Below are 16570 nucleotides of genomic sequence, written 5' to 3'. Positions count from 1 at the left end.
ATGTGGGCAGCGCAACGTTGTGCATTGTCTGCTGCTCCAGCCTACCCGAGGCAGGGTAGGAACCGGCGAATCGGGGACGACGGCGGTGCCGGCCTTCGGCCCGGTCCCCCGGCTGTTTTCCAAGGTCAGAGCCGTTATCCACATAGCCGGATTCCTATCCTCACGGGGCTTCAATCATGCCTAGCGTGGGGATGAACCATGCCGAGGGAAAGGACTCCGGCCGATGATCCTGCACTGCACTTTGGTCCCGGCGCCGGGCTCCGCGCTCGCCCCGGAGCCCGTGGAACTGGCCCTCGAGCTGCCTGCCGCTTGCTCCGGTGCGGAGCTACAGTCAGCGGTGTCGCGGCGCTATGGCACGGGCGCCCTGACCGTGGCCGGCGCACCTCTCGCGCCCATGACTGTTGGCATGCCGCCCCTCGTCCACGGCGCCGTCCTGGTGGACGGGCCCGCACCCCGCCGAAATGAGGCAGTGCATGGGACGGCGCCACTGCTGCTCGCCGTGCACAGCGGGCCAGGCGCCGGCATAATCATCCCGCTGCGGCGCGGACGCTTCCGGATCGGGCGGAGCGGAACGGAGATCGTGATCCCGGATGCCGAGCTGTCCCGCGAGCATGCCCGGCTGGAGGTCTCGGATTCCGCTGTGACCCTCGTCGATCTCAACAGCGCCAACGGCACCACCGTCGACGGCCGCAGGGTGCGGGCGACACCGGTGACCACCGCATCCTCGATCCGTTGCGGTAACTCCTCACTCTCCCTGATCTTCGCCGGATCCTCGGATGCGGGAGTGCCTGCCTCGGCAGGGTGCAGCGTCGCGGAGCCGCTCCTAGTGGCCAACCACTCTGCGGCGGCCAACCGCGGAGTCCTCATGGCGACCGCCGTCCTGCCGCTGGCCATCGGAATCGGGCTGGCCGTGATCACCGGCATGTGGATGTTCCTGGCCTTCACCGCCGTTTCCGCTGTCTCGCTCCTGGTTCCGGTGGTGGCGGGGCGAAAGCAGCTCCGAGAGCTGAAGGGCGCCGTCGCCGCCGCGGCGCGGGAGGATCAGGACCGACGACGGCGGTCCGCGCCTTCCGCCGCGGAACTTTCGCTCCGCGGCTCAGCGGTGAAATCCGATGCGAGGCAGTCTTCGCCGCCTCCGACGCCCGTCTGGCTGCGGCTCGGGCTGGCGGAGCAGACAGCGAACCTCCGGCTGGAACCGCCCGGTTCCGCCGTCCGGTCGCCGCCACCCGGTCTGATGCCCGTCACACTGGACCCTGCTGTCTCGGTAACAACTCTCCGCGGCCCGGAACCCGCGGTGGCCGGGCTGGTCCGGGCCTTCCTTATGCAGCTGGCCTCCTATCCCCTCGCCCGGCGCACCCGCGTCCTGGTCCATGGTGCGCCGCGCTCCCTTCCCCTCTGTGCGCGCTTCCTGGCCGCCGTCACCCTGTCAGGCCATGAAGCATTCACGCTGGCAGCGCTGAACGCCGGGCACGGCCGGGGCTATGACCTTGGACTGCTGATCATCGTGGACGGCAGCGGAGCCTCTGCGCTGCGTGCTGCGGCGGTCAGTCACGGGTGGCAGGTGATTGAATGCGGCGGGCTGGACGCTTCAGCCGAAACGGACCCGGCCGCCAGCCAGTCCGTCATACTCGGCGAGCGCGCCGGTGTGCTCGCCTCGGACCGCTCGACGCTCGAATTCATACCTGATCGTGTGCCGGGTCCGGTCTTCGACCGATTCTGCCGCCGGCTCGGCGGGCCGGTCGGCCCTGGAGATGCGCCCCCAGCGGCCATTCCGGATGTCTGTTCCCTGGCCGAGATCCTCCCGCTCTCGACGGCGGACACCTCCCGGCGCTGGGCACAGTCCGCGGGGTCCCCCGGTCTTCCCGTCCTGGTCGGCGTCGGCGGCTCGGGCCCTCTGCGGCTGGACCTCCAGGCGGACGGCCCGCACGTCCTGGTGGCCGGCACCACCGGCTCCGGCAAGTCGGAGTTCCTGCGGACCCTTGCGGCCGCCCTCGCGGCCTGCCATCCGCCGGACCGCCTCAATCTGTTGTTCATCGATTTCAAGGGCGGATCCGGGCTCGGATCGCTGACCGGACTGCCACACTGCGTCGGGCTGCTCACCGATCTGGGCACGAATGAGGTGTCCCGCACCCTGGTTTCCCTGCGCGCCGAGGTTCGCCGACGGGAGGAGCTGCTCGCCGCCTGCGGGGCTCCCGATCTCAAAGCGTACGACGCCCTGAAACCGCTGGGGCTCCCGCTCCCCCATCTGGTGGTGGTCATTGACGAGTTCAGGATGCTGGTGGAGGAAGCGCCCCAGGCACTGTCCGAGCTCTTGCGCATCGCGGCGATCGGCCGCTCGCTTGGGATTCATCTCGTTATGGCCACGCAGCGCCCCCAGGGTGCCATCACCGCCGATATCCGGGCGAATGTGACCAGCTGTATCGCCTTGCGAGTCCAGTCCGAGATGGAGTCCCTTGACATCATGAATTCCCGGCTCGCGGCAACCATCCCCATTGGCGGCCCGGGCCGTGCCTACCTGGTCCGTGGAAACGACGGGCCGGAAGAGTTCCAGACGGCAACGGTCACACCGCTGCCGGAGGCGGCCACCGGCGTCGTGAGCGTGATGACGGCCGGTGATTTCGTGTGCCGGCCGCCCGCCGGCTCCTCCCCACAGGTTGAGGCCGCTGCAGGTCCTACGCCGTCCCGGGCATTGGCACCCTTCATCGAAGCGACAACTGCGCTGTGGGAAGCCCTGGGCGGCCGCCCGCCGCACCGGCCCGTTGCCGATCCGATCACGGCCAAGGTGCCGTTCCCGACAGACCTGCTTCCCGCCGGCGTGGGTCGGGAACCGGTCCGGCTGGGATGGCTGGACCTGCCCGAAGAGCAACGCACCGACGAGCTGCGCTGGTCTCCTGCCCAGCACGGCCACCTTGGACTCATCGGGGGTGGTGCCGGCGGCACCGATGTGGCACTGGCCCTCGCCGTAGACCAGCTGCTGTCGGTGGAACAGGAAACGCACCTCTATCTCCTCGACGCCGCCGGTGCCTTCAGTGGTTCCGTCAGTGGTCCCACAGCAGCTCCCAGGATCGGAGCGGCCGTGGGAGTTCATGACTTGCGGAGGGCCGTCCGCGTCCTGGAGCGCCTGGCCGGAGAATTGACCGGGAGGCTGAGCACCGGCGCCGACGGCGGCTCCCCGCCGCTGATTCTGGTCCTGGCCGGATGGGGGTCCTGGCTTTCAGCCTTCCGCGCCGGCCCGCTGGCCTGGGCCGAAGACCTCGTCCACGACATCGTTCGGGACGGTCCGGCGGCGGGCATCACCGTCATCGCTTCCGGCGAACGCGAGCTGGTCACGGCCCGGTTCTTTGCGGCAATCCCCAACCGGCTCTACTTTCCTGCCGGAACCACCGAGGAGGGACGGCTGGCCTGGCCGCGGCTGCCGTCACTCGACATGGTTCCCGGCCGGATGGTGGCTTTCGGCCCGTTCGTCGAGGGCCGTTCAACGGCCGGCCATATCGGGCAGCTCTTCGACGCGCCCGCCATCGGGCATCGTCCCAAGCCGGACGTACGGAGCCGGCCGTTCCGGGTCGAGCCGCTCCCCCGGCTTGTGACTGTCCCCGAGGTTCTCGCCCGCGCAGGGGAAGCCGTCCCGAGGGAAGGGCCGCAGGTCCGCGGGCGCCTGTGCCTTGGGATCGGCGGGGACGAACTCCGGCCGACAGATGTCCAGCTGACGCCCGGCAGCGTCCTTGCCGTCCTCGGCGCTCCGGGATCCGGGAAGAGTTCCTTGTTGTCAGCCCTGCCTGGCCTCAACCCGTCCGCGAGCTGGCAACGGCCCGCGGCCGGGGCGGATCCCGGTCAGTACTGGTCCGGAACCTATGCCAGCGCCCTCGCCGGGACCCTCGACCGGACATCAATCCTGCTGGCCGACGACCTGGACCTGCAGTCCACCGAAACCAACAGGCACCTGCTGGCACTGAACAGCCTGGGCTGGACAGTGATCCTGACAGCGGGTTTCAGTCATTCTCTTCAGCAACGGGCGCCGCTGGCGCTCCACGCGCGCAGCCAGGGAACGGGAATCCTCATTGCGCCGCGGAGCCCGTTGGATGGAGACCTGTTCGGGGTCCGGGTGGAACCCGAACACAGCCCTCCCCCGGGGCGCGCCGTCGTGATCTCCGACGGGCAGGCCACAGCGGTGCAACTGGCCGTCGACCCGACTGCCTGCGGCAGGGAGGGTTCGGCCTGACTAGAGGGACCTGCACGACCAGGCAACACAGTGCACTGCGGACTGTTGCCCGACAGGCCAGGGCCAGCGCAGGGGCGGCACCTCAGAACAGGAGCCGCTAAAGGGCAGGGGGTGCGCCGCCGGCCCGGGACGCGAAGGCAATGACCCGCTTGTCGAACAGCAGCACGATCGCAATGACCGCCGGCAGCAGCATGGCCACGCCGGCCAGGGGGTATCCGCCGGTCAGGGTCGGAAACCCGATGGTGAGGACAAAGAGCTGGGCCACCAGGGCACCTGCCCTGGGCCAGCGGTACCCGCGGGACAGGAACCTCGCCACGGCAAAGAGCCATGCGGAGAAGGCCAGCAACAGACCCAGCGTGAACACCGCGCCCCAGAAGGAGAGCACCGGGGCTCCGGTCAGGAGTTGACTGCCGTACCAGACCGCGGCAACCAGCAGTGCAGAGGCCTCGAGCGCCACAATGATGGCGACCACCAGGATGCCGGCGGGCCGCACCGGATGCCCGGACGCTGCGTCGTCGGATCCGGTCGGCGAGGTTCCGCCGGCAGGCTGGCCGCCAGGTGCCGCGCCAGTTGGCAGCACCGGGGGCGTTGCTGCGGGACCGTCCTCGCGACCTTCCGCGGCACTTTCCGCGGGATTCTCGTCGGGGCCGGAGTGGTTCTCAAAGGGTCTTGACACACTGGCACAGTACCGGACATAGTCGACTAGATGTGAGGGCGCCGCCAGCCAATGTGATGCATCGCTCACGATCCCACGGCATTTTGCAGCCAAGTACCCCTTGTTTACGCAGCGTTAACATGACACGCTTAATCCAGATGACCAAGGGGGCCCCAGAGGGCCCCTTTCTTATGAAGCCTCTAGTGAATAATTTCACAAAGGCATTTAACGAGTTCCCAGGAATGGAGTGACTGATCAGCATGGATTGGCGTAACCGCGCAGCGTGCCTTGACAAGGACCCGGAGCTTTTCTTCCCCGTAGGAAACACCGGTCCTGCCCTGCTGCAGATCGAGGAAGCCAAGAGTGTCTGCCGGCGGTGCCCCGTTGTCGACACCTGCCTGCAGTGGGCACTCGAATCCGGTCAGGACGCCGGAGTCTGGGGCGGCATGAGCGAGGACGAGCGCCGTGCCCTGAAGCGCCGCGCAGCACGCGCCCGCCGCGCTTCCTAGCAGGCAGACTACAAACAACCGGCCTCCGGGCTGCACACTTTCCCGCCTCCGGGCGACACGGCAACAATGGCCGCGGACGATCCAGTCCGCGGCCATTGGCCGTTTAACGGCCAGGTTCGGCTGCCAGGTAAACCGGTCTGCGGCCAGACAAACCGGCCGGCGGCCGGCCAAACCGGTCACCCCTTGTGGGCAGCCCCAAGCAACACGCCCCGGCCGGAGCCTAGCGCGGGGCCAGGCTCAGGACGATCTGGACCGCGGTTCCGCCGCCGTCCCTGGCCTTCCACTGGATGGTCCCGCCAAGCTCGCTCGTGACCAGGGTGCGGACAATCTGCAGGCCGAGGCCCTCGACATACGGGGTTGCCGGGATGCCAACGCCGTCGTCCGCGACGGTCACGGTTAGCAGCTCCTCCCCGTCCTCGCTCTCGGAGCGGTCGGCGATCAGCCAGACCGTGCCGGTCCGGCCCTCAAGCCCGTGCTCGACGGCGTTCGCCACAAGCTCGTTGATCACCAGGGCCAGCGGGGTGGCGAAGTCGCTGGGCAGCTCGCCGAACAGCCCCGAGCGCTGCGTCTTCACCTGCTGCGACGGCGACGCCACCTCGGCGGAGAGCCGGAACTGGCGGCCGATGAGCTCATCGAAGTCCACGCTCTGGGTCAGCCCCTGGGACAGGGTCTCGTGCACCAGGGCAATGGTTGCCACCCGCCGCATCGCCTGCTCAAGCCCCTGCTTGGCCTCATCGCTGACCATCCGGCGGGACTGCATCCGCAGCAGCGCCGCGACAGTCTGCAGGTTGTTCTTCACCCGGTGGTGGATCTCGCGGATCGTGGCGTCCTTCGTGACGAGTTCCATCTCCCGCCGGCGCAGCTCGGAGACGTCGCGGCAGAGCACCAGGGCGCCGAAGCGCTGCTGTTCATCGCGCAGGGGAATCGCGCGCAGGGAAAGACTGACCCCGCGCGACTCGATCTCGCTCCGCCACGGCATCCGCCCCGTAACCACCAGCGGCAGCGTCTCGTCCACCAGGCGCCGGTCTTTGAGCAGCCCGGCGGTCACCTCGGCCAGGCTGCGGCCCTCGAGCGACTCGCCGTCGCCGAGCCGGCGGAAGGCGGACACGCCGTTGGGGCTCGCATACTGGACGATTCCTTCCGCGTCGAGCCTGATCAGGCCGTCGCCAACGCGCGGTGCGCCGCGGCGCGAACCGGTGGGCGAGGCGAAGTCCGGCCAGAGCCCCAGGGTGCCCATCCGCAGCAGATCGTAGGCGCACTGCCGGTACGTCAGCTCCAGCCGGGAGGGCATCCGCGAGCTGGAGAGGTCCATGTGGGTGGTGACAATGGCCAGGGTCCGGCCGTTGCGGACCATCGGCACGGCCTCGACCCGCAGGGCCATGTCGCTGCTCCAGTTGGTCTCGTTGGAGCGCTCGATCGTGCGGCTCCCCCACGCCTTGTCGACCAGCGGCTTCAGATCCGATCTGATCCCCTCCCCCACGAAGTCGGCGTGGAACACCGTATGTGTGGTGGAGGGGCGGACGTGGGCAAGCGCCACGTAGCCGAGCTCAGGATGCGGAAACCAGAGCGCCAGGTCGGCAAACGCCAGGTCGGCGACCATCTGCCAGTCGCCCACGAGGAGGTGAAGCCACTCGGCATCCCCCGGCCCGAAATCAGCGTGCTCCCTGATAGGGTCCGTAAAGATTGCCACAGCACCTCCATTTGCGCCGCCGGGAGCGGCTGCCCCCTAGCGTCGAACGATTGACCTCAAGAGCCTCAATGCTACCGACAGCGAGGCCATGTCATCGGCTTCGAGCGCGTTGACCTCGTCAAACATGCTCTTCGCACGGCCCAGCTGCTCGACGTTCTGGCCCTCCCACGCAATCAGCCGTTCATCCGCCGGCATTCCGGCAGGTGTCGACTCGAGCACCGCCGTCGTCATGTCCGAGACGGTCGAGTACAGATCATCGCGCAGCGCCGCACGGGCCAGCGCCTGCCAGCGGTCCTTCCTGGGCAGCTTGGTGATGCGCTCCAGCAGGGAATCGGCGTGGAATCGGTTGAACACCGTGTAGTAGACGTGCGCGATGTTTTCCACGGGTTCGGGGCTGACATGGACGATTTTTGCGATGTCCAGCAGCACGAAGCTCTCGAACAGCTCCGCCCAGCGGTGGGCCAGGTCTTCCGGCAACTCCCAGCCGCGGGCCTTCTCGAGCCACTCGGCCACCCGTGCACGGTCCTCGCCGCGCAGGTAGTCCAGCAGCCGGGCGCGCATCGGGTCCATCAGCGGCTTGAACTCCGCCACGATGTCGGCGATCGGCCGGGCCGCGTTGCTTTGGCTCAGGACCCAGCGGACAGCCCGGTCCAGGAGCCGGCGGATGTCCAGGTGGACGGTGCTCCAGTGCTCGGTCGGGAAGGACGCGGGCAGCTCGTTGAGTTCGCCCACCATGATGTCCAGCTCGTAGACCTCACGGAGCGCGACGAAGGCCTTGGCGACGGCGGCCTCGGTGGCCGAAGTCTCCTCCATGGCCCGGAACGCGAAGGTGATGCCGCCCATGTTGATCATGTCGTTGGCCACCACTGTCGCGATGATTTCCCGGCGCAGCGGGTGGGTGTCCAGTTCGGCGTCGAACCGTTCCCGCAGTTGCTTCGGGAAGTAGGCCCGCAGCGTCTCCCTGAACCACGGGTCCTCGGCCAGGTCGCTGTCCCGCAGTGACGAGGCGAGTTCGATCTTGGCGTAGGCCGCCAGCACGGAAAGCTCCGGCGAGGTCAGCCCCTGTCCCTGCTCCAGGCGCTCGCGCAGCGTCTCCGTTGTGGGCAGCGCCTCCAGGTCACGCTTCAGCTCGGCCGACTTTTCCAGCCAGTCCATCAGCCGCTCGTAGCTGGGGCTCCACTCGGACACCCGCATGCGGTCGTTGAGCAGCAGGATGTTCTGGTCGATGTTGTCTTCCAGCACCAGGCGGCCGACTTCGTCCGTCATCGAGGCCAGGAACTCCGCGCGCTCGGCGGGGTCCAGCTTGCCTGCGGCGACCATGCGGTCCACGAAGATCTTGATGTTGACCTCGTGGTCGGAGCAGTCCACGCCGGCCGAGTTGTCGATCGCATCGGTGTTGAGGATGACGCCCTGCAGCGCCGCCTCAATGCGTCCGCGCTGCGTCATGCCCAGGTTGCCGCCTTCACCGACCACCTTGACGCGCAGGTCGCGGCCGTCGACGCGGATGGCGTCGTTGGCCTTGTCCCCCACCTCGGCGTTGGTTTCGGTGCCCGCCTTGACGTAGGTGCCGATACCGCCGTTGTAGAGCAGGTCGGCCGGGGCCAGCAGGATCGCACGCAGCAGCTCCGGGGGGCTCAGCTGGGTGGTGCCCTCGGGCAGCCCGAGCGCGGCCCTGATCTGTGCGGTGACCGGAATGACCTTGGCCTGGCGGGCAAACACGCCGCCGCCTTCGCTGATCAGCGACTTGTTGTAGTCGTCCCAGGAGGAGCGGGGCAGCTTGAAGAGCCGCTCCCGCTCGGCGAACGAGACCGCCGCGTCGGGGGCGGGATCGAGGAAGATGTGCCGGTGGTCAAAGGCCGCGAGCAGGCGGATGTGCTTCGAGAGCAGCATGCCGTTGCCGAAGACATCGCCGGACATGTCACCGACGCCGACGACGGTGAACGGTTCGGACTCCGTGTCTAGATCCAGTTCGCTGAAGTGGCGCTTGACCGATTCCCAGGCGCCGCGGGCCGTGATGCCCATGGCCTTGTGGTCGTAACCGACAGAACCGCCCGAGGCAAAGGCGTCGCCGAGCCAGAAGCCGTATTCGGCGGCGAGGCCGTTGGCGATGTCGGAGAACGAGGCCGTTCCCTTGTCGGCCGCGACGACCAGGTAGGAATCATCGTCGTCGTGACGGACGACGTCGGCCGGCGGCACGAGCGTTTCGCCCGCCGGCGTCGTGATGAGGTTGTCCGTGATGTCCAGGAGTCCTCGGATGAACGTCTTGTAGCTCTCGACGCCCTCGGCCATCCACGCGGTGCGGTCGGCGGCCGGATCCGGGAGCTGCTTCGCGTAGAAGCCGCCCTTGGCTCCGGTGGGGACGATCACGGCATTCTTGACGGTCTGGGCCTTGACGAGGCCGAGGATTTCGGTGCGGAAATCCTCGCGGCGGTCCGACCAGCGCAGGCCGCCGCGGGCCACCTTGCCGAAGCGAAGGTGCACGCCCTCGACCCGGGGCGAGTACACCCAGATCTCGTACATGGGTGTGGGGAACGGCAATCCCTCAATCTGGGCGGGATTCAGTTTGAAGCTCAGGTGCGGCTTGTCCTGGTAGTAGTTGGTCCGCAGCGTCGCCTGGATCAGGTTCTTGAAGGTGCGCAGCACACGGTCGGCGTCGAGGGTGGCGACCTGTTCGATGGCGGCGTCCAGCGCGGCGCGGACCTCGTCCTGCCGGGCGAGTCGTTCCGCCTCGGCCAGCGCCGGGTCGAAGCGGACCTGGAACAGGGCGTTCAGGCAGCGGGTCACGTCCGGGTTCGCCAGCAGGGTGTCCGCCAGGAATCCGAAGGAGTTGGTGTTTCCCATCTGCCGCATGTACTTGGCGTAGGCCCGGAGCACAACGACCTGGCGCCAGTGCATCCCCTGGCGCAGCACCAGCCGGTCGAAGCTGTCCGATTCCACGGCGCCGGTCACAGCGGCCCCGAAGGAGTTCGCGAGCAGCTGGCCGGTGGCCTGCGGGTCCACCCCCGCCGGATACTTCAGGCCAAGGTCGTAGAGGAAAAAGTCACGGTGGTCCGCCGTCTCGATTTCAAACGGGCGTTCGTCCAGGACCTCGAGTCCGAGGTTGTGGAAGTAGGGCAGGATCTGGCTCAGGCTCTTGGGCTCCAGCATGTAGAGCTTGACGCGTGCGTCCTCTTCAAGCGAGGCGCCGGCGCCTTCAGGCAGGTACACGTGGACGCCGGGCTGTTCCCGGGCGGCCTCCCCTGCCAGCTCTGCGGCAGCGCCGTACTTTTCGAAGCGGGCAATGTCTTCCAGGGCATCTTCCACTTCGTAGTCGATGCGGTAGCTGGCCGGGAAGGCCTCGGCCCACACGGATGCGAGTTCCTTGGCTGTGTCCTCCCCCGCGGTGGCCGCCCCTGCGGTGGCCGCCTGGGCACCGGCCAGACCGCCGCCCGCGGCCCGGGTGCGCAGGACCTCGGAGATGCCTTCGCTCCACGAGCGGGCCGCGCGGACCAGCCGTTTCTCCAGCTCTTCGGTGTTGATGTTGCTGACGTCGGCGTTCTTGGGAAGCCGGATCCGGAAGAACAGGCGTGCCAGCGCGGATTCGGTCATCCGGGCCTCGTAGTCGATGGACACGGCGTCGAAAGTCTGGCGCAGCTCCTGCTCGATGCGCAGCCGCACGTTCGTGGTGTACCTGTCGCGGGGAAGATAGACGACGGCGGACATAAACCGGCCGTAGATATCGGGCCGGAGGAACAGCCGGGTGCGGCGGCGTTCCTGCAGACGCTGGATCCCGGTCGCGATGGCCGCGAGGTCGGGGATCTCGATCTGGAACAGCTCGTCGCGGGGGTACGTTTCGAGGATACCCAGCAGGTCCTTCCCGGAGTGGGAGTCCGGCGGGAAGCCCGCGTCGTTCAGCACTGCGGCGACCTTCTCGCGGACCACGGGGATGTCGCGGACGGAGCCGGCGTAGGCGGTGGTCGCGAAAAGCCCGATGAAGCGGCGCTCGCCGTTGACATTTCCGGCCGCATCAAAGCTCTTGACCCCGATGTAGTCCAGGTACGCCGAGCGGTGCACCGTGGAGCGGGAGTTGGCTTTGGTGATCACGAGGGCCCGCTTCTCGCGCGCCTTCTTGCGCCCGGTCTCGGTCAGGTGCTGGATCTGGTGGCGGGTGTCGGCGCTGCCGCGCAGCAACCCAAGGCCGCTGTCGTCCCTGGGCTCCAGCACATCCTCGTCGGATTCGGTCAACAGGTCATACTCGCGGTAGCCGAGGAAGGTGAAGTTTCCGTCGTCGAGCCAGCGAAGCAGCTCCTGGGCCTGGCGGAGTTCGGCGATCTGCGCCGGGTTGGCCACCTTGTCGAGGTCCTCGGCGATCTGGTGTGCCTTGTTCCGCATTTTCGGCCAGTCCTCGACGGCGGCGCGCACGTCCCGGAGTACCCGCCCGATGCCGTCGACGAGCTGCTGGCGCTTTTCATCGTCCACGCGGCCGATTTCGACGGCGATCCAGGACTCCATGTGGGAGGCGTTGTCACCCTCGGCGATCAGGTGGGACAGGTTGGGCATCGCAGCCGTGTCGCCGCTGGAGATGCCCAGATGGGAGGGGACGCGGGCCACCTTGACAAGCTCGCCGGTCCCGCGGTTTCGCGTCACCACAAAGAGCGGGTGCATTGCGAGGTGGATCGGGGACTTCTGGCGGACCAGTTCGGCGTTGACCGAGTCCACCAGGAACGGCATATCGTCGGTAACGATGTAGACCACGCTGCAGTCCGGCTCGTCGTGGATGGAGATGTTGGCGATGCCGGGGAGCCGCTTCGCCGCCGCCTGCCGGTGCGACTCGGCCCTGGCGGTCAGCACTTCGTGTGCGTACCCCCGCGCGTCATCGTCCGCAAGGTGCTCGTAGTAGTCCCCGAGGTAGCCTTCTCCGGCACCAATCGAAACGGGTTGATCCTGCACACTGGACCCAGACGACATCGACAAACGCCTCCATCAAAAAAATTCATGGCCGCATCTTTGCGGCTCTCATGGCGAGCCTAACTCTTTAGCCGGCGCTTTGCTGTGGAAGAAAAGACAGAGGATCGGCGGTTTCGCTGGGCAGGTGCACAAACCAGTCCGGCGATCGCCTTCCGAAGGGCCGAGTCGGGGGCCGTTTCGAGCAGCAGCGACCCGGCCAGCAGCGCCGCGTCGCACGCCGCCGCGTCCGCCGGCAGGAAGGCCGAGACGGGCGCCGCCGGGCCGTACCGTTCCCAGGCATCGCGGAGCTGCCGCTCGGGCGATCGCCCGACGGCGGCCGAGCGGACCTTGTTCATCACTACCCGCGGTGACACCTGGGGGACGGCGGCCTCCAGCTCGGCCAGGCCCCGGACCAGCCGCGGCACCCCGATGGAGTCCGCGGCTCCCACCGCGAAGACGGTGTCCGCCAGTTCAAGGCTTCGCAGCGTCGCGGCGTTCCGGCGCGGAGCCATCGTGTCGAAGCTCAGCTCCTCGTCCGCTTCCAGGCAGAACCCGGTGTCGATCACGGTCACATCGGCGACCTGCCTCGCCCTCGCCAGCACCCGGGACAGTGCTGCGGCGCGGAGTTCGGTCCAGCGGTCCGCGCGTGTGATCCCGGTGAGTACCCGGAACGTCCCCGAGCGGGTGGCGACCGGGGTGGCAATCCTGAGCAGCGCCTCGCCGTCGAGCAGGCCCTGGTCCGCCAGCCGGCAGGCCTGTGCGAGGCCCGCGGCTTCGTCCAACAGGCCGAGCAGGGCCGCCACGCTGGCACCGTAGCTGTCGGCGTCGACTAGCAGCACGGATTTCCCCTCGGCCGCCAGTTCGCCGGCGATGTTGGCCGCAACCAGGGTCCTGCCCGGCGAGCCGGCCGGACCCCAGACCGCGATGAGCTGCCCGGTCCCGGCGCGTTCCGGCGCACCGGCCGTTCCGCCGTCGGACAGCTCTCCGCCGGCGGAGGGGGCGTCGGCGAAAGCGCCATCCGCGAAGGCGAGATCAGCGCCGTATCGTGGCCGGACGCCCGCCCCGCCCAGCTGCGCCACCGCTGCCGTGATGCGGCTGGCCAGGGCGGCGGCACCGACGCCGGGAGGTTCGGCGGCAACACCGATCCCCCGCAGCCGGGCCACCTCCTCCCGGTTGTCCGTCAATGCCAGCACCGCGACTCCGACGGCGGCGAGCCGGTCAACCAGCGACGCCGTCAGCTCCTCGCTGCCTTCAGCCACGACGGCGGCGCGGGCCAGACCGCTCTGGCAGGCCGCCAGCAGTTCGGCGAGTTCGCCACACCGCCTGACCACGGACACCGGGCCGTGGAGCCGCTCCAGGCCGCCCACCAGGTCCTCGCTGGAGCGTCCGACGGTCACCACCGGGATGCTCATCGGCCGGTACCGCCCGGATTCCAGACCACGGAGATCTTCGCCTTGTTCGCCTGGGCGCCCAGCAGCTGGGGCATCTGCTCGTCCGGAACCAGCACCATGACCACGGTGGACCGCGCCGAGCCGAGCGCGGTGCTGCCCGTCGTGATTTGGGCAATCGCCGCCCCCGGCAGCAGCAGCGTGGGCGGGCTGAAGCCGTTGCGGGTGTCGGGATTGGCCACCCAGACGTCCACCCGCGACCCGGCCACGGCCTGGCCGGGCAGGGCTTCATCGATAGTGACCGCCACCGGTTTACGGTCCAGCGCATCAAGACGTCCGAGGCTCTCGCGGGGCAGAAGCTGGTCCTTGCCGATCCTTTGGACGGCGACCAGCCCCTCGGCCAGTCCAGATTCAGGAGTCAGGTAGTGCTGCTCCACATCGCCCAGGCGGACCTTGACCCGGTTGAGTTTGTCCGCGGTGAGCCTCTCCCCCACCGCGATCGGTTCCCGCGCCGAGAAGGCTTCCGTGGTCTGGTCTGCGGCTCCCAGCAGGGAGATGACCCCGACGACGGAGGCCAGGACGAGCAGGATTCCGACCAGGAGCCGGGGGTCTTTCCACGAAGGCTTCTTCAGCCGCGCCCCGCCGGCCCCGGTGCTCACACTCATGCGCCCTGCTCCCCCTGTAGCCGCCACCCGGGCGTTAGTGCCGGGCACCATCATTGTGTCGTCTTGGTGGCCCGGACGGGAAGATGCGGAAGCAAACAAATGCAAACTGTGGATAACAGCACCAGTCGGGCCCATCGGTGGCAAAATGGTGTTATGCCCCGATTCCTGACCCTCGCAGATGTGGCCGAGCAGCTCCAGATCAACGCTCCGGCGGCCTATGCCCTCGTCCGCAGCGGTGAGCTCAAGGCGATCCAGGTGGGTGGACGTGGCCAGTGGCGTGTGGAGGAGAAGATGCTTGAGCAGTACATCGAGGAGCGTTACGCCGAGGCAAGCCGCATGATCGCGGAAGCCAGGTCCAAGTCGGTCTAAGGTCCCGCCCGCACGGCAGCGACAGCGCTGCTAATCCTCCGGCGAACGGACGGATCTGAGGCCCGCCAGGGCGGCAAAGGGAATGGTCGCCACCTGCCGGACATTCGCGGCGCGCCGGTCCTCGCCCTCCGCTGTTACAGCCAGATCCAGATGATCGCGCCCCACCCTGTCGATCACGCCGTGGAGCGTGGATTCCGCCGCTGACCCGCGTGATACCAGGACGGCCAGTCCCGCCCGGTCCCTCGCCAGGGCACGAAGGGCGCTGGCCAGTCCGAGCCTTTGCCGGACCGTGGACGGCTCGGCCACCGCCAGCCGGGAGAGCCCGAGATACCGCACGGCCGACGCATACGGGATCAGCAGCTGGTGCCGCGGCTCGTTGAGCACCAGCGCCTGGCTGCCGGCGTGGCTCAAGATCCCTTCGACCATGGACCCGGACGCGAGATGGACGCCGATCCGGAGCCCCAGGGAACCGCGGAGCCGGTCCGCGAGTTCGACCGCGGCCGCATCCGCCCGCGTCCGCTCCGCGGTTTCCGCGTCAAGCTCCAGCCGCACGTTGGCGGCCAGTTGTGCCTCCATGTCGTCGAACAGGGCATCCCAGCGCATGGCGTCAGCGTAGGCGGCCGTTTCGCCGCGGTCAATCCCCGCACCTACGCAGGCACCTCTAGACAAAACACAGGAGACGGGTCCAAACTGTCTTTAAATACTTCAAACGGCATCAAATAACATCTAAAGATACTAAAATGAACGAAGGTGAATGCCATGGTTACAGCAGCGGCAGCGAACTCCGGGACCCGGCACCTGCTCCGGGCCGACGCAGTGGTCGCCGCCGTTATCCTGTTGCTGGGCCTCTTCCTGGCCGGAACCGGCCACACCCTCGTGCAGCGCTGGCGTGCCTCCGCCGCCCGGCAGCAGTCTCTCGGATTCGAGGACCAGCTCGGCATCGTGGCGAACACCGCCGGCCTGATCGTCATCACATGGTGGGTGATGTCCCTCGCGGCCGCCGTCGCCGCGGCCCTGCTGGAACGCGGCGGAAGGACACGGGCGGCGTCGGCCGCCGGCGGGTTCGCTCCCGCGTTCATGCGCCGCCTCGCCCTCGCCGCCGTCGGCCTCCAACTGCTCGGCGCACCGCTGGCCGCTGCGGCCGCGCCCGCTGTCCCCGGCGCGGCCCCGGCTCCGCCGGCCGTGTCCGCAGCCTGGACCCCGACGCCGGTTCCCGCACCGACAGCCGCGCCTTCCCCGGTCCCGACCGCCGGTGTCGATCCGCAGTGGAGGCCGCTCCCACCCGTCGTGGAACCCGGGCCGCTGGCGGGGCAACAGCTCCGCGGCGAAGAGCCCGCGGAGCGGCACACCGAAGTCACCGTCGTCGCCGGGGACTCGCTGTGGAGCCTGTCCGCGGCCAGGCTGGGACCATTCGCCTCCGACGTCGACATCGCCCTGGACTGGCCCCTGCTGCACCGGGCCAACCGCGACGTCATCGGCGCGAACCCCCATGTGTTGCGGCCCGGCCAGGTACTCAGGCTTCCGCCCGGTGGCTGACTCCCGGGGCGCGCCCCGGCAGGGCAACCACAGTATTTCCTGCAGCAAGCGAGATCACCAACCACCAGCAAAGGAACCATCATGAGCGCAATGACCAGGATCCGCGCAACCGCCGAGACCCCCGTTTCACCCGTCGCACCCCTCCGCCTGGTTTCCGCTGCGGCAACCCCGGCCACCGGCCACGGCCCGGCGGCACCGAACCTGCGGGTGGTAGACGAAGGCCGCGAGATCTGCGCGATTGCCCGCAGCACAGTCCAGGCCGCGATTGAAGTGTTGGGCGGCACACGGCCGGTCCAGCAGCTTGCCCGGCGGCTGGACCAGCGGTGCCTCACGGCCCTGCAGCACCGGGCGGCCCTGACCCGGAGGGTTCCGTCCGGTAGCTCACCGACCGCGGGCCGTTTGCACCGGAACCCCTCCGTCCGCTCGGTCCGGGCCTGCCGGGTCTCAGAGGACGTCTATGAAGCCAGCGCCGTGGTGGTCGAGGAGTCGCGGGTCCGCGCGGTCGCCCTGCGGCTGGAGCGCAACAAGCTGGTCTGGCGCGTCACCGCCCTGGAGATCGGCTGACCGCCCGTGCCTGGGCCCTTCGGCAGACGTGCCGGCGGCCCGTTGTGGA

11 protein-coding genes are annotated in these 16570 nt (G+C 68.5%); 5 read left to right on the top strand and 6 right to left on the bottom strand.

Going from position 1 to position 16570, the window contains the following annotated elements; translation table 11 throughout:
- Positions 1 to 223: 223 nt before the first annotated feature.
- Positions 224 to 4219, top strand: coding sequence for an FtsK/SpoIIIE domain-containing protein (locus ACZYZE_RS05870; RefSeq protein ID WP_463906772.1), 3996 nt, complete (start codon positions 224 to 226; stop codon positions 4217 to 4219).
- A 97-nt stretch (positions 4220 to 4316) separates the two neighbouring features.
- Here the strand turns inward: ACZYZE_RS05870 and ACZYZE_RS05865 are convergent, their stop codons facing one another.
- Positions 4317 to 4712, bottom strand: coding sequence for a hypothetical protein (locus tag ACZYZE_RS05865; protein ID WP_463907147.1), 396 nt, complete (start codon positions 4710 to 4712; stop codon positions 4317 to 4319).
- Positions 4713 to 5134: 422 nt separating this feature from the next.
- On the opposite strand from ACZYZE_RS05865, the gene ACZYZE_RS05860 reads away from it, so the two are divergent.
- The gene (locus ACZYZE_RS05860; RefSeq protein ID WP_003804966.1) at positions 5135 to 5383 is read left to right on the top strand and encodes a WhiB family transcriptional regulator; all 249 of its coding nucleotides are present in this window, start codon (positions 5135 to 5137) and stop codon (positions 5381 to 5383) included.
- 220 nt (positions 5384 to 5603) lie between these two features.
- Here ACZYZE_RS05860 and ACZYZE_RS05855 read toward each other — a convergent pair whose 3' ends face one another.
- The 4 genes from ACZYZE_RS05855 to ACZYZE_RS05840 are packed head-to-tail and all read right to left on the bottom strand — an operon-like array spanning position 5604 to position 14052.
- The gene (locus ACZYZE_RS05855) at positions 5604 to 7073 is read right to left on the bottom strand and encodes a sensor histidine kinase (protein WP_463906770.1); all 1470 of its coding nucleotides are present in this window, start codon (positions 7071 to 7073) and stop codon (positions 5604 to 5606) included.
- A 36-nt stretch (positions 7074 to 7109) separates the two neighbouring features.
- Positions 7110 to 12020, bottom strand: a complete 4911-nt coding sequence (locus tag ACZYZE_RS05850) for an NAD-glutamate dehydrogenase (RefSeq protein WP_463906768.1) — start codon at positions 12018 to 12020, stop codon at positions 7110 to 7112.
- A gap of 59 nt (positions 12021 to 12079) precedes the next feature.
- Positions 12080 to 13411 carry a CpaE/TadZ family protein gene (locus ACZYZE_RS05845; protein WP_459316846.1) on the bottom strand — a complete coding sequence of 444 codons (1332 nt, stop codon included), beginning with the start codon at positions 13409 to 13411 and terminating at the stop codon, positions 12080 to 12082.
- Positions 13408 to 14052 carry a CpaB family protein gene (locus ACZYZE_RS05840; RefSeq protein WP_463906766.1) on the bottom strand — a complete coding sequence of 215 codons (645 nt, stop codon included), beginning with the start codon at positions 14050 to 14052 and terminating at the stop codon, positions 13408 to 13410. The genes ACZYZE_RS05845 and ACZYZE_RS05840 overlap by 4 nt, the downstream gene beginning before the upstream one ends.
- 153 nt (positions 14053 to 14205) lie before the next feature.
- Between ACZYZE_RS05840 and ACZYZE_RS05835 the strand changes: the two genes are divergently transcribed.
- Positions 14206 to 14421 (top strand): helix-turn-helix domain-containing protein, encoded by a 216-nt coding sequence (locus ACZYZE_RS05835; RefSeq protein WP_459316848.1) that lies wholly within the window; start codon positions 14206 to 14208, stop codon positions 14419 to 14421.
- Between the two features lie 30 nt (positions 14422 to 14451).
- Here ACZYZE_RS05835 and ACZYZE_RS05830 read toward each other — a convergent pair whose 3' ends face one another.
- On the bottom strand, positions 14452 to 15024 hold the full coding sequence (locus ACZYZE_RS05830) for a hypothetical protein (protein WP_463906763.1): 573 nt from the start codon (positions 15022 to 15024) through the stop codon (positions 14452 to 14454).
- A gap of 156 nt (positions 15025 to 15180) precedes the next feature.
- Here ACZYZE_RS05830 and ACZYZE_RS05825 point away from each other — a divergent pair, with 156 nt between their 5' ends.
- Positions 15181 to 15957, top strand: a complete 777-nt coding sequence (locus tag ACZYZE_RS05825) for a LysM peptidoglycan-binding domain-containing protein (protein WP_463906762.1) — start codon at positions 15181 to 15183, stop codon at positions 15955 to 15957.
- An 81-nt stretch (positions 15958 to 16038) separates the two neighbouring features.
- Complete coding sequence (locus tag ACZYZE_RS05820; protein WP_459316851.1) at positions 16039 to 16521, top strand: Rv3235 family protein; 483 nt, start codon at positions 16039 to 16041, stop codon at positions 16519 to 16521.
- Positions 16522 to 16570 lie beyond the last annotated feature (49 nt).

It is taken from the genome of Pseudarthrobacter woesei, from assembly GCF_055412745.1.
The sequence above is the reverse complement of the archived record's forward strand: the minus strand, read 5'-3'. Positions and strand labels throughout refer to the sequence as shown.